General features: G+C 60.8%; 10 protein-coding genes. 8 read left to right on the top strand and 2 right to left on the bottom strand.

What is annotated here, in order from left to right:
• Window positions 1-20: 20 nt before the first annotated feature.
• From MRX98_RS05185 to rho, 7 genes are all read left to right on the top strand, one after another.
• Window positions 21-1,226, top strand: coding sequence for a TAXI family TRAP transporter solute-binding subunit (locus MRX98_RS05185; protein WP_246903661.1), 1,206 nt, complete (start codon window positions 21-23; stop codon window positions 1,224-1,226).
• A 116-nt stretch (window positions 1,227-1,342) separates the two neighbouring features.
• The gene (locus MRX98_RS05180; RefSeq protein ID WP_246903660.1) at window positions 1,343-3,280 is read left to right on the top strand and encodes a TRAP transporter permease; all 1,938 of its coding nucleotides are present in this window, start codon (window positions 1,343-1,345) and stop codon (window positions 3,278-3,280) included.
• Window positions 3,281-3,679: 399 nt separating this feature from the next.
• Window positions 3,680-4,888, top strand: a complete 1,209-nt coding sequence (locus MRX98_RS05175; protein WP_246903659.1) for a TAXI family TRAP transporter solute-binding subunit — start codon at window positions 3,680-3,682, stop codon at window positions 4,886-4,888.
• A 241-nt stretch (window positions 4,889-5,129) separates the two neighbouring features.
• Complete coding sequence (locus MRX98_RS05170) at window positions 5,130-5,396, top strand: hypothetical protein (RefSeq protein WP_246903658.1); 267 nt, start codon at window positions 5,130-5,132, stop codon at window positions 5,394-5,396.
• 184 nt (window positions 5,397-5,580) lie between these two features.
• Complete coding sequence (locus tag MRX98_RS05165; protein WP_281432206.1) at window positions 5,581-6,375, top strand: ParA family protein; 795 nt, start codon at window positions 5,581-5,583, stop codon at window positions 6,373-6,375.
• Window positions 6,335-6,643, top strand: coding sequence for a hypothetical protein (locus MRX98_RS05160; RefSeq protein WP_246903657.1), 309 nt, complete (start codon window positions 6,335-6,337; stop codon window positions 6,641-6,643). The genes MRX98_RS05165 and MRX98_RS05160 overlap by 41 nt, the downstream gene beginning before the upstream one ends.
• Before the next feature lie 15 nt (window positions 6,644-6,658).
• The gene (rho, locus tag MRX98_RS05155) at window positions 6,659-7,732 is read left to right on the top strand and encodes a transcription termination factor Rho (protein ID WP_246903655.1); all 1,074 of its coding nucleotides are present in this window, start codon (window positions 6,659-6,661) and stop codon (window positions 7,730-7,732) included.
• 103 nt (window positions 7,733-7,835) lie between these two features.
• Here rho and MRX98_RS05150 read toward each other — a convergent pair whose 3' ends face one another.
• Window positions 7,836-8,684, bottom strand: a complete 849-nt coding sequence (locus MRX98_RS05150; protein WP_246903652.1) for a HEAT repeat domain-containing protein — start codon at window positions 8,682-8,684, stop codon at window positions 7,836-7,838.
• Window positions 8,685-9,027: 343 nt separating this feature from the next.
• Here MRX98_RS05150 and MRX98_RS05145 point away from each other — a divergent pair, with 343 nt between their 5' ends.
• Window positions 9,028-11,784 carry a hybrid sensor histidine kinase/response regulator gene (locus MRX98_RS05145; RefSeq protein ID WP_246903650.1) on the top strand — a complete coding sequence of 919 codons (2,757 nt, stop codon included), beginning with the start codon at window positions 9,028-9,030 and terminating at the stop codon, window positions 11,782-11,784.
• On the opposite strand, the gene MRX98_RS05140 is transcribed toward MRX98_RS05145, so the two are convergent.
• The gene (locus MRX98_RS05140) at window positions 11,760-14,693 is read right to left on the bottom strand and encodes a DEAD/DEAH box helicase (RefSeq protein ID WP_246903648.1); all 2,934 of its coding nucleotides are present in this window, start codon (window positions 14,691-14,693) and stop codon (window positions 11,760-11,762) included. The genes MRX98_RS05145 and MRX98_RS05140 overlap by 25 nt on opposite strands.
• Window positions 14,694-14,715 lie beyond the last annotated feature (22 nt).

The raw sequence follows: 14,715 nt of genomic DNA, 5'->3' as shown, positions 1-14,715 counted from the left end.
CATAGTTCAAGGAGCAAGGAATGAAAAACGGTCGTTCAGTAGGATTGGTAATCGCTTGTCTCGCAGTGCTGTTCATGCTTTTCAGCTCCCCTGTTTTCGCTCAACAAGGCAAGGACGATTTCAAATGGCCGCCCATGTTGCGCATCGCCACCCCCACCACCCAGAGCGCCAGCTTCGCCGCCACCAACGGCTGGGCCCCCTTGCTGCGCAATGACGTGGGCGTCAATGTGCGCGTTGTGCCCGAAGACAGCGAATTGCGCCGCTACATGCGCTTCGTCCTGTCCAAGGAGTTCGAGCTGGCCTCCATTTCCAGCGCCGAAGGGGCCGCTTCCACCGAAGGCCACGACGGCTACAAGACCCAACGGGCGCAAGCCACCCGCATCACCTGGTTTCAGAACGACACCCCGTGGTCCTACGCCGTGCGGGGCGATTCCGAACTGCAAACCGTCTACGATCTGAAGAAAAAGGGCGTCCGGGTGGCCGTCGCCTCGCAATCGCCGCCCATGACCATCGGGGTGCAGGAAGCGCTGCCGGCCTTTCTCGGCTGGACAAAAGAAGAAGCCGCCGCCAACTGGACCTTCGTACCCACGGGCAGCTATCCGGACAACTGCCGCACCATCCCCGACGGACGGGCCGATATCGCCTACCTCACTCCCATCTCTTCGATCAGCTTCGAAATGGAGGCACACCCCAAGGGGTTGCGCTGGATCGCCCTGCCCCTGGAAGACACGGAAGGTTGGGCCCGCTTCCTGGAGATCCGGCCCATGGCCGTGCCGATCACCATCGATTTCGGCGCCAAGTCATCCATCGGCACGGATGCCATCGGATCCGCCTTTCTCTATTACACCCGTCCGGACGTCGACCAGGAAATGATCTACCGCATGGCCAAATGGTTCGATCAATCCTTCGACACTTACAAGGATGTGCATGCCACCGCCAAGCGCATGAGCCTGTCTCATTTCAGGAAGTTTCTCGACACCTCGCCGTTGCCCGTTGCCGAAGGCACCATCCGCTACCTGAGGGAAATCGGGCAGTGGACCGAAGCGGACGACCAGTGGAACAACGAGGCCATCGCCCTGATGGATCGTTGGGTGGCGGCCCGCAACGCGGCCATCGACGAGGCCGAGGCCAAGAAAGTGCGCATCCATTTCGAAAACCAGGAGTATCTCGATATTTTCAACAAACACATCGAAGGCATCCCTGTGTTCAAGACCCGTCTTCAATAGCCCGTATCAATGGGGGCGGTCCGCCAAGGGGCCGCCCTTTTTTTATAAACCATCCGTGTAACGTCGCCTTGGCGTCCGCCCATCGGTAATGGGAAGTTCGAACAATTGGAGGACAAATGGATCAAAACAAGGGCGTTGAAAAAGTAACCTCCCAAGTGGCGCGCCTCGGCGCCTTGGGCAGCTGGCAAAGCATCCTCTTTTCCATCCTTTCGATCGCGGGAATATTGCTGGCCGTCTACCACATCTTCGGATTCACCTTCCGCGGCAAGGTGTTTCTGGAGGCGGAGTACTATTGGCTGTTCATCGGCATCTTCTCCGCGGCTACTTTCATTTACCTGCCGGCGCGCAAACGATCCGGTCCGCCGCCCTGGTATGATCTTTTGTTGGCGGCGGTTTCCCTGGGCATCTGTTTCTATTTTTTCCTCAACAGCCGCGACATGATCCTGATGGGATGGAGCAACATCCCCCTGGGCATTGTCATCTGGGTGCTGATGATGGAGACGGCGCGCCGCGCCGGCGGCATCCCCTTCTTCCTGGTGGTGCTGCTGCTGGGCATGTACCCCTTGGCGGCGGACTCCTTTCCGGGTCTGCTCCGAGGCATCAACTACACCTTCGACAGCACCATGGAGTCCCACATCTTCCGCTCCGAGGGCATGATGGGAATCACCACCAAGATTGTGGCCGAAATCATTCTCGGCTTTCTGGTCTTCGCCGGTGTATTGTTGGCCACGGGGGCGGGCGATTTCTTCATCGACCTGGCCAACTCCATTTTCGGTAAATTCCGCGGCGGCCCGGCCAAGGTCTCCGTGGTGGCCAGCGGTTTCTTCGGCAGCTTGAGCGGCAGTGTCTTTTCAAACATCGTCGGCACCGGGTCGATCACCATCCGCACCATGAAAAAAACCGGTTTCCCGCCCCACTATGCGGGCGCCATCGAGTCGTGCGCTTCCACCGGAGGCACCCTGATGCCGCCGGTCATGGGCGCCATCGCCTTCGTGATGGCCGTCACCGTGGGCGTGGAATACCGGGTCATCATGGTCTCCGCCATCATCCCCTCCTTCTTGTTCTACCTGGGCCTGCTGCTGCAAGTGGATGCCTATGCCGCCAAAACCGATTTGCAAGGACTGCCCAAGGAAGAGATCCCTTCCATGTGGTCCGTGCTTCGCAAGGGCTGGCCCTTTTTGACCGTGCTGATCTTCCTGATCTGGGGCCTGCTGGTGATGCGCTGGGAGTACCTGGCGCCGTGGTACGCCTCCCTGTTGATGATCGGGCTCTCCTTTCTGAACCGCAACACCTGGATGACGCCGGCCAAACTGTTCGCCACCATCCGTCGCATCGGCGAGCTGATCACCCAGACAGCAGCCCTCATCCTGCCCGTGGCCTTCGTGGTCAGCGCCCTGACCATCACCGGAGTCACCGGCTCCATGACTTCCGGTCTGCTGGCCTTGGGCGGCGGCAACATGTTCCTGATCCTGCTGCTGGGTATCATCGCCTGCTATATCATGGGTATGGCCGGTCTGATGATCGTGGCCTACATCTTCCTGGCCGTCACCCTGGCCCCGGCGATCATCGCCATCGGTGATCTGAACCCCATCGCCGTGCATCTGTTCATCGTCTACTACGCCATGCTGGCCGGTATCACGCCGCCGGTCGCCGCGGCCGCATTTCTGGGCGCGGCCATCGCCGGTGCGGCACCGATGAAAACCGCCATGACCGCCATGCGGCTGGGCATCGTCATCTATTTCGTGCCCTTCTTCTTCATCTTTCAACCGGCCCTGGTGCTGCAAGGGAATTTGTGGCTTCTGACCTATGTGCTGCCTTCCTGCATTCTAGGTATCATGCTGATCTGCGCCGGCAGCGAAGGGTACCTGCTGGGTGTCGGCAAGGTGCCCTTCTGGATGCGCCTACCCCTGGTCGGCGCCGGATTCCTGCTCAGCTTTCCCACGCCGCGCATCACCGTCGTCGGGCTGGTGTTGTCCGCCATCCTGGTGGTGGCGCTGCTGTTGTACCATCGTAAGGCGGGGGCAACCGAACCCAGCCCGTCGCCTGAACCCTGATTCCCGCCATTGCCCTCCAACGGCGCCGGACCGACTTGACAGGCGGTCCGGCGCCGAAATCTCCGCCTGCAGCCCGCAACGCCCCGCGATCACCGGCATCTCGCATCTCAGCAATTCGCAATGTTCCACAATACCAAACACTATTTTGCAAAGCCAAATAAATGAATATGGATTTTTTATTGTCGAACCCTGAAAATTCATGATAGATTGCAATTGATCCATCACGGGCACACACAAACAAAGAGATCGACCCATCAACCCATGCTCGATACCGATTTTGTGCATGTTGCTGATCAAGCTTCGCGACATCACCCGTTTCTTGCACCAACCATGGCATTGTCCGGCGCCCGTGACCATTGGGTCGACCGTACGAAACATCCCAACCCAGAGGAGAGAACAATGAAAAAAAGTGTCCTTTTCGGCGCGATCATCAGTTGCCTGATGATCCTGGTTCTGGTTTTCAGTGCAACCGCGTTGGCACAGCAAAAAGCCGGCAACGATTTCAAATGGCCGCCGATGTTTCGCATCGCCACCCCCACCACCCAGAGCGCCAGCTTCGCATCCACCAACGGCTGGGCCCCCTTGCTGCGCAACGACACGGGCGTCAACATCCGGGTGGTGCCCGAGGACAGCGAGCTGCGTCGCTACATGCGCTTTGCCATCAGCAAAGAGTTCGAAATGGCCTCCATCTCCATCGCCGACGGCGCGGCGTCCATGGAGGGTCAGGACGGCTACAAGACCCAGCGGGCCATGCCCACCCGAATATTGTGGTTTCAGAACGACACCCCCTGGAGTTTTGTGGTGCGGGGCGACTCGGATATCAAGACCGTTTACGATCTGAAAAAGAAGGGGGTCCGGGTAGCCCTTTCGACCCAGTCACCGCCCATGATGGTTGCCGTTCAAGAAGCGTTGCCGGCCTTTCTCGGCTGGACAAAAGAAGAGGCCGCCGCCAACTGGACCTTCGTACCCGCGGGCAGTTACCCGGACAATTGCCGCTCCATTACCGATGGGCGGGCGGATGTAGCCTACGTGACCCCCATCAGCTCCATCACCTTCGAGATGGAGGCCCACCCCCGCGGATTGCGCTGGCTGGCCCTGCCCCTCGATGACAAGGCGGGATGGCAGCGGTTCATGGATTTTCGCCCGACGGTCATTCCCGTAACAATGGATTTCGGTGTGAAGTCCGCCCTTGGTGTGGACGGTCTCGCATCCGCCTTTCTTTACTACACAAGGCCTGATTTGGACCAGGAGATGGTGTACCGGGTCGCCAAATGGCTCCACGAATCCTTCGATGACTACAAGGATGTGCATGCCATCGCCAAGCGGATGTCCCTCGACCATTTCCGCAAATTCTTGAACCACAATCCCTATCCGGTGGCCGAAGGCACCATCCGCTACCTGCGTGAGATCGGTCAGTGGACGGAGGCCGACGACCAGTGGAACAACGATGCCATCGCCTTGCAGGAACGCTGGATCGCCGCCCGCAACGCAGCCTTGGACGAGGCCGAAGCCAAAAAGGTGAAAGTCCATTTCGAGGAACCGGAATTCCTGGCCATCTTCAAAAAGCACACCGAAGGAATCCCCGTCTTCACAACCCGGCTGGATTAGAGAATTTTCCACGAAAGGGGTGTCGGCCATCCAATGCGCCGCCACCCCTTTTGTTAATTTCGATCCGAGCCACGCCATCACGCTCAACCCAACGTCGCTCTCGCACCGTCCATACCGTGCCCCAGGATGACACCGAACAACACCCAACGACGACCATGCATCTGTTCACGCCGACCATTGGACTCTGTCGGATTGTGGTTATATTATCGACATTGCGAATCGTATCGAAAGGAGACCGCCCATGGCTCAAGCCAAACACATACCGGTACCCAAAGAGACGCCGGCCTATATCTGCGCCAATTGCGGCGCAGTGGCCTTGGACCCCAACAACCTCTGCAAGGTGCAAGGCCTCGGGAAAAAGAGCGATTGGTGCGGCGTCAAGGGAACAATGCCCCCCAAGGACTGCCACACCAAAACCCACACGGCGCGATGGCAGTGCCGCAACTGCGGTCAGACCGCCGTCAACCCGGAGTTGTTGTGCGAACCGGCACCGCTGCCCATTCCTTGAGCAGTCGCGGAAAAAGGGTTGCCCTCGCCCCGGATGTCGTGTATTACCCGAACATCTGAATTCTACCATGTACGAAGACAATGCCGTCACGGCTGGGACCGTCAGGGGCCCGGCCGCGTCATCGCCCTGAAATCCGATCCCAAACGGCGCCATGTATCGCCCACCTCGAGGAAATTCCCTGTAAATGAGAAAAATCGCCATCGCCATGGCCAAAGGCGGTGTGGGCAAAACCACGACGGCGGTGAACTTGGCCCACGATCTGGCCCTGCAGGGGCACCGCGTCCTGCTGGTGGATTGTGACACCCAGGGCCAAGTGGCCCGCTTTTTGGGGGTCACACCGCCATATGGTTTATACGAGTTCATCACCGGTCGGGATGCGCAGGGGAACACCGTGAGCAAACGGGAAGCGGTGCATCCCGCCCGTGACAATCTCTGGATCCTGGACGGCGGCATCAAGCTGGTGGAGCTCAAGTACTGGCTCGGCGAACAACCCCGGGAGAATCGCCACGCGCTGCTGCGCAAGGCCCTGGTGCCCAAGGGGGACGCCCTGGACTACCTGATCTTCGACTGCGCACCGGGATGGGACCTTCTCAGCGTGAACATTCTGATGGCCGTCGACGAGGTGCTCTGCCCGGTGGCGCTGCAGGGGCCGGCCATCGAAGGGTTGAAAACCTTTTTCCAGTATCTCATTTCAGCACAGAAATTAAACAACCCTTTAGGACTCAAATACATCCTGCCGACCCTATTCGATCGTCGCACGCGGCAGAGTTACGATCTCTACAAAAAGCTCAAACGGCTGTTCACCAAGCAGATCTGCCATCCGATCCGGCTCAACGTGCGACTGTCGGAGGCCCCTTCGGCCGGCCAAACGATTTTCGAATTCGACCCGCGTGCCACCGGCGCCCAAGACTACCGTAAACTGACCAGGAGGCTCATCGATGACGGCATCCGAGCGCAACAGGTCCCCCGATTTTTTTGAAGAACACACGCTGGATCCGGTGCGCACGGCAACCCGCGCAGCGGCGGCATCCCCCCAACCCAAAAAGAAGGCGGGGTTTTATCTGACCGAAGCCTTGTTGGCACGGTTCAACCGTCGCTTTCACGAAATGAAGCTCGCCGGCCTGCCCATCGAAAACAAATCGGATTTATTGGAAATCAGCCTGGGATTCGCCCTGGACGATCTGGATCGCGGCGAAAACAGCCGACTGCTCCAAACCCTTCACAAAACCCGCGCCAACAGCGGATGAATCAGGAGAGAACGTTTGACACCGGTACAAGGACACCTTGAAATCATGGACCAGGGCTACGGCTTTTTGCGCGACCTGGCGACCAACTTCCAACCCAAGCCCACCGACACCTTCGTTCCCGCTCCCCTGATCAACCAGTACCAATTGCGGGAAGGGCTGTTCATCGAAGGCAAGGGCAAACGCAAAGACACCAAGAGCACCAATTTGCGGCTCAACACCATCGATGCGCTCGAGGGCGTGCCGCTGGCACGTTACAACGCCCCGCCTCTGCTGCAGGAGCGGATCAGCATCAACCCCGATGAACGCTTCAGCCTATCCATGGGCCCCGGCGACCTGATGGGCCGGGCCCTGGACATGATCGTACCCATGGGCCGGGGGCAGCGCGGCCTAGTGATCGCGCCCCCCAAAACCGGCAAAACCACGATCCTGCAACATATGGCCAATGCCATCACCACCCATCACCCCGATGCCCGCGTGTTCGTCCTGCTGGTGGACGAGCGTCCGGAGGAGGTCACCGATTTCCGGCGGCGCCTGGAAAAGGCCCACGTGCTCTTCTCCTCGGCCGATCAGAACATCGCCCAGCACATGCGCATCACCCGCCTGGCCATGAACAGCGCCATCCGCCATGCGGAAGCGGGCCGCGACGCCGTTGTGTTCATCGACTCGCTGACCCGTTTGGCCCGCGCCTTCAACGCCGACACCCCCAGCCACGGCAAGACCATGAGCGGCGGCCTGGGCGCCAAGGCCCTGGAAATTCCGCGCCAGATCTTCGGGGCCGCCCGCAATGTGGAAAACGGCGGCTCGTTGACCATCGTGGCCACCATCCTGATCGAAACCGGCAGCCGCATGGACGACATCATCTACCAGGAGTTCAAGGGCACCGGGAACATGGACCTGGTGTTGAGCCGCGCCTGCGCCGAGCAGCGCATCTGGCCGGCCATCCACATTCACCAGTCGGGCACCCGCAAGGAGGAGCAGTTGTTGGACCGGGAGGCCTACCGGGAAAGCATCGAAATCCGCCGCGCCCTGGCCCGCTTCGACGAATGCGGCGCAATGGAAGCATTACTGGAGTATCTTAAAAAACATTGAGCGGCCGATGCCGCACCGTTCGGCGCCCCAGGCCCACGCCTGCCGGATCGCGCCGACCGCCACCGGCGCACCCACGCGGGCGGAATCCAGCAAGCCCGCGTCTTCAGAGGGGCGGGACCTCATCGTCGTCATCATCATCCATATCTTCCAGATCTTCTTCCGCATCCCACAGGATGCCGTGCATGGCCAGGGCCTCGAACACCGCGGCGACAATGTCCTCGTCCATGTCCGCCATCAGTTCGGTCAATGCCAGGGAGGCCTCTTCCGGTCGTATGCCGATAACGGCATCGATGGCGGCCAGGCGCAGGGTCTTGTCGGTCCGATCGGACAGCGCCAGGGGCACGATCTCATCCCAGGCGGCTTCCAGCTCCCAATTGCCCGCTGCCTGTACGGCATGATAACGGATGTCGGGATCCTCGCTTTGCAATGCTTCCAGAATCTCCTGCTCAAAGCCTTCCACATAGGCCATGCAAAACACGGCCGTCAGCCGCCACTCGGGGTCGCCCGCGCCATAGGCCTTGCGCACCGCATCCTGCTGCCAATCCATGGGGGCGCGCACCGCGGCCTCCAGAGCCCGGCGCCGCACCTCCTTGGGTGCCTGTTCATCCTGACACAGTGCCTGCAGGGTCTGTTGCACCGCCATGTAAACCGCTTCGGAAATCAGGATGTCTTCCGGATCGTCAAAACCCATCAAATCCGCATTCTCCAGCGCCGGCCCCAGGGAGATGGCCGCTGTGGCCCGCAGCGCTTCCGGTGCCCGGGCATCGTTCAGGATGGTCAATAGTGCCGCGGCGAGGCCATCACACATAACGACATAATCCCCGGCCAATTCCGCCGCCACCAGACGTTCTTCAGGGTCGGCGTCCTTGCGGCCCAGCAGGTCACGCAGCAGGTCGGCCGTTTCCGCCGGCCACTGCCAGGGTTCCATTTCGAGAAGTTTCTTGACATCCATCACCACACCTCCAAAATTCCAACCGCCCCGACTCAGTGGCCGCGGGCTTGAGTACAGCGGCATCAGAATGATCCGGGTTCACGGGCACTACCGACATGGGCGTCCCTTTTTGCGTTTGCACCGGAAAAGGCGGCCGTGGATCGCGGGCCGCTCCTTCCGGATGGCCAATATGTATTATCATCGCACGCCATACACAACACCAAAATTGACAACGCAAGCGATTTGCTGCCATAGTAACGGAAAAGAAGAGCGAGGAAAAAGGAGGGCTTCCACACCACCCAACCCCCACGACCCGGTTCGATGGCCGTCAAGGCATGGACCGGAGTGAAATGGAGGGATGAATATGACCGCAGCTCTTCCGCCTGGCAGCCCCGCCCCGTCAGGATCCGACGGCGGGAACGTTTCCGGGATCGAAAGCAAATTGCCCGTTCGCCGCCACCATCCCTCCGAAGCGCACTTCCACCGCATGCTGGCGCTGATCCGGGCGAGCTATTTCGAAAGCGATCTCGCCGGCCGCCTCACCTTTTTCAACGAATACGTCACCCGACTGCACGGCCGTTCGGCGGAAACATTGCGGCAACTGCGCCCGAAGGACTTTCTTGCCCCCGACGACGTGCAACGGGTGTACGAAATGTTCGAGACGGTCTATCGCACCGGCAACCCGTCCCCGGTGATGGAGTACCAAATCATCGACGCCGACGGTAGGCGGGTATCGGTGGAAACCGCCACCTCCCTTTTGCGCGACGACGAGGGCACCCCCATCGGTTTTTGCGGCATTTCCCGCGACATCACGGAACGCAAGCGCACCGAAAAGGCGCTGCGGGACAGCGAGAGCAAGCACCGCGGCATCATCGAAAACATGGAGGAAGGTTATTACGAAACCGATCCGACCGGCCAACTCACCTACTTCAACGACACCAGCGCACGGAATCTGGGGTATTCGCGCGAGGAGATGATGGGCCTCTCCTATCGGGACTTCATGACCCCTGACACAGCGGCCAAAACCTTCGAGGTGTTCAATGCCGTCCACCAATCCGGCCAACCGGCCAAAGTTTACGCCTGCGAGCTGATCCGCAAGGACGGTTCGCGCAGCTTCCAGGAGATTTCCGTCTCCCTGACGCGCAATGCCGCCGGCGAACCCACGGGTTTTTTCGGCATCGCCCGGGATCGCACCGAAGCACTGCAAATGGAAAGGGATCTGGCGGAGCGCGAAGCCGGCTATCGCCAAATTTTGTCCTGCGCGCCTTACTCCATCACCGTTACACGGCAATCCGATGCGCGCTACCTCGAGGCCAACGACGCCTTCTGTACTCGCACCGGCTACAGCCGCGAAGAGGTGATCGGCGCCACCGCAACGGAACTGGATCTCTATACCGACCCCGCTGATCGTGCCCGGATCATGAACACTTTCAACTTGCAAGGCGGCGTCGACGGCATGGAGGTGACCTTCAAAAGCAGAAACGGCGATCCCCTCGAAACACTGGTGGCCGCCCGCCCCCTGCGGTTTCGCGGTGAGGACTGCATCCTTTTCATCACCACCGAAATCACCGCCTTGAAGCGCGCCCAGCGTGAGCTGGCCAAAAGCGAACAGCGTTTCCGGACCATCGTGGAAAGCGCCCAGGATGCCATCTTCCTCAAGGACGAATCGCTGCGCTACACCCTGGTCAACCCGGTAATGGAAAAACTGTTCGGCCTAGCGGCGGAGGCCTTCATCGGCCGTACCAACGAGGAGGTGTTTCACCCCGAAGATGTGGCCGCCGTAAAGCGTTCTGAACAGCGCGTTCTCCAAGGCCGGATCGTGGAAGAGGACGAGCGGTGGCGAATCGGCAGCCGCCCGCGCATCTTTCACAGCATCAAGGTGCCCCTGGTCGACCATGACGGCCGCATCACCGGATTGTGCGGCTTTACGCGGGACATGACCGCCACCCGCAACCTGGAAGCCCAACTGCTGCAAGCCCAAAAGATGGAGGCCATCGGCATTCTGGCCGGCGGCATCTCCCACGATTTCAACAACCTGCTGCAAGCCATCATCGGCTACACCCAGTTGCTGATCGCCGAAACCCCTTCTCCCGATCCCCGCGCCGGCAAACTGCGGGCCATCGAGAATGCGGCCCGCCGCGCCAGCGAACTCACCGGACAGTTGCTGGCCTTCAGCCGCAAAGCCGAATCCCACCCGTTGCCCACCGACTTGAACCAGGCCGTGCGGCAGGTGAAGAAACTGCTGGAGCGGACCATCCCCAAGATGATCGCAATCCGGCTCGACCTGGCCGAGCCCATCATGACCGTCAACGCCGATGCGGTGCAATTGGAACAGGTGCTGCTCAACATCGGGCTCAACGCCCGCGATGCCATGCCCGAAGGCGGCTGCCTGACCTTCACCACCGCCAACATCCAACCCGAGCACAATTTCCGTCGCATCCACCTGGACGAAACGATCCAGGACTATGTGTTGCTCTCCATCTCCGACACCGGCCACGGCATGACACCGGAAGTCAAGCAGCACATGTTCGAGCCGTTTTTCACCACCAAGCAGAAGGGTCACGGCACCGGTCTGGGCATGGCCATGGCCTACGGCTTGATCAAAAACCACCGCGGCCACATCAATTGCGAAAGCGTCCCCGGCCAAGGTACCACCTTCAACATCTACCTGCCCGCCATCAAGGAGCCGGTGCCGCCGCCGCGGGAAGAGATCGAGCCGGCCATTGCACGCGGTCGGGGAGAAACCGTGCTGGTGGTGGACGACGAACTCTTTTTGCGGGACTTGACCCGGGACATGCTCTCCCTGCACGGCTACGACGTGCTGCTGGCCGAAAGCGGCGAGGCCGGCCTGGCGCTTTTCAAGGCCCACAAGGAGCGCATCGCCCTGGTGATCCTCGATCTGATCATGCCGGGCATGGGCGGCAAACAGTGCCTGGTGGAAATCATGAAGATCGACCCGCGGACCAAGGTGCTGATCGCCAGCGGCTTCGCCATGGACGCCCCCACCGGCGACACCATCCTCTCCAAGGCCGCCGGCTTCATTCAAAAACCCTACAACATGGCCAAACTGCTGCAAACCCTGAACGAAGTGATGGGTCAAAAACCATCCGACGATGGATAGGCCGGCAGCGCCAGCATCTCGATCAGCTCCCGGCGATCGAAAGTTTTCACCAGATTCGGGTCGTCCTCCTGCACGATGGTGTCTAGCAAGTTGCGTTTGCGTTGGATGATGGCCGCGATCTTCTCTTCCAAGGTGCCTTCGGTGATGAGCTTGAACACCTGGACGCCGCGCGTCTGGCCGATGCGGTGAACCCGGTCGGTGGCCTGGTCTTCGCGGGCGGCGTTCCACCAGCGGTCGTAATGGATCACCACCGATGCGGCCACCAGGTCGATGCCCACCCCGCCCGCCTTGAGGCTGCCCACGAAAACCCGGCAATCGGGATCTGCGTTGAAGCGCCGGATGCGCTCTCCGCGATTCCGGGTGCGGCCGGTGAGCGCCACATGATCGACCTGCAGCGTTGTCAGATGGCGGGCGATGATCTCCACCATTGCCAAATACTGGCTGTAGACCACCACCTTCTGTCCACTGTCCAGCGCCTCCGCCAGCAGTTCGGTGAAAAGATCCCATTTGCCCGAAGCATGATCGGCGTATTGGTCGGGCGCGTTTTCAACCAGGGCGGGATGGTCGCAAATCTGCTTGAGCAGATGGAGCAAGGCGAATATGTGCATATAGGGCACCACCGCCTGCGCGTCGTGCAAGGCGCCCAGCAGGTCGCGCCCCCGCTGCTCGACGGCGTCGCGATAGAGCTTGACCTGTTGCTCGCTGAGGCGGCAGGTGCGCAGATCTTCGATTTTTTCCGGCAGCTCGTGCAGCACGCTCTTTTTCAGCCGGCGCAGCGTGAAGGGGTGAATCAGGCGGCGCAACGCTTCCTGCCGCCGGGAGGCATGCTCCTGTTCGATGGGCACTTGGTACCGCGCCCTGAAATCCTCGTCGCTTCCCAGGTAGCCGGGCAGCACGATATCCATCAACGCTTTGAGATCGCTCAGCCGGTTTTCCAAGGGCGTGCCGCTGACCCCCAGCTTGATGTCGGCGACGATGTCCCGCGCCGCCTGGTAAGCGCGGGTTTCGGCATTCTTGATCTGCTGCATCTCGTCGAACACAGCCACCGCGAAGGCGATGGCCCCCAGCGCCTCGATATCGCGCCACAAGATGCCGTAGGAGGTCACAATCACGTCGGCGGCGGCCATGGCGCCCGGATCGCGTCCGCCGCCGTGGTGCACCACCACGGCCAAACCGGGTGCGTAGCAAGCCAGTTTCTGTTCCCAGTGGCCGAGCACCGACGTGGGGCAAACCACCAGAAAAGGCGCCGGAACACCGCCGGCCTCCCGCAAGGCCACCAGCAGGGCCATCACCTGGTGGGTCTTGCCCAGTCCCATGTCGTCGCACAGCAGGCCGCCCAACCGGTTTTCGTACAAGAACCGCAACCAATCCACACCGCGCTGCTGATAGCCCCGCAGCCGGGAACGCAATCCCTCCAAGGCGGGCATTGGGACCGTCGGTTGCAGCGACAGCAAATTGTGCAAGGCCGCGGCCGCCTCTGCTTCACCTGCCGGTTGGATGGTGCCGTCCCGACCCGCGAAGAGTCGCAGCACGTCGATCCGGGATAGCCCCACCAAGTCCCCTGACGCGCCTTGGGCAGCGGCGGACGCGCGCTCGGCCACGCCGTCCAGGAAATCGAAAGCCGGTGCTTGACAGTCCACCCACCCCCTGTCGGTGGCCACAAACCGCTGGTCGGCCTTCTTGGCCGCCAGCAGATCGCGCAACGACACCGACTGGCTGCCGTCGCCGTAGGACACCGACAACCAAAGCCAGTCCCGCTCGATGACCTCGGGGCCGATTTCCACCTGGTCGAAGCGATCCATGATCTGCAAGCGCCGCACCTTTTCATCCAGACGAAACGTCTCCCCCTGCAAATCGGCGCCGTGGCGCGCCAGAAAGAGGGGCACCTGACTCTTGCGCACCACCGTCGGCAGCGGCTCGGTAAAGTCCGGCGGCGACGCGGGATAGCGATCCTCCACCAGCATGCCCAACTCCTTGATGTAGTACAAATCGCCGTATTGGTAGCGGGTCAGGTCCTCCCGTTTGAAGAAACGTCGCTCACCGTTTTGCTGAATCAGGCGCAGCAAGGGGCGGATCTCCAGGCCCAACCCCTCGTTGAGCGACACATCGAAGACCGCATCCAGGGAAAGGGGCGCAATCCGCAGCCCATGCTGATTGGCCAAGGCGTCGGCCAAATCGGTCAACACTGTTCTGACTTTCTTGCGAGGCACCGAGACATAAAACAGCGGCGTGTCCTCATCAAAACGGGCCGTCAGAAAAAAATCGCCGCTGGGGGTGTCGATGGAGGGTTGCAAAAGGGTGTGCCGCCCATGGTACTCCATGAAACAGTGGTAGGCGAAACGATGCCAGAAACTCTCCTCCAACGCCTGGCGCACCGTCCGCATACCCCGTTCGCACAACAGGCGTTCGTCGTCCGTCATGGTCAATCGGGTCAGATCCCGCAGCACATCGCCCCGTGACGGCACCACGCTCTCGTCGGCGCGGGTCCTGAGCCGATCCACCAAGCGTTCCCGGTCGGATCCGGCCGATTGATAGACCAGCAGCAAGTCACCGGACCGGTCCACCAAGCACAGATCCCCATCATCGCGCTCTCTGTCGCCGATGACACCGCCGACCGAATCCGGCGCCCCGCCGCGACGCTCCGCCAAGATCGCGGCCAATCGATACCAGACGCTTTGCCGGAACGCCTCGGCCGGGTCACCCTGCTCGAAGCGGTCCACGAACGCACGCCGGATGCGCTCGAGGGCCTTCAGATGGACGCACCTTTTTTGCCGCGCAACGGCACAGGAACAGGCCCGATACCCTGCAAGGCCCTTGCGGGCCGGCGCCATCACGGCGATGGCGGGAAAACGATCATCGGCACCGGGCATCAACGCAAAAGCGTGTCGAAAAAACTCCAGTCGCGTCATGTCCGCTTCGTCTACGGCGGAC

Source organism: Desulfatitalea alkaliphila, assembly GCF_022968795.1.
GTDB lineage: Bacteria > Desulfobacterota > Desulfobacteria > Desulfobacterales > Desulfosarcinaceae > Desulfatitalea > Desulfatitalea alkaliphila.
The sequence above is the reverse complement of the archived record's forward strand: the minus strand, read 5'-3'. Positions and strand labels throughout refer to the sequence as shown.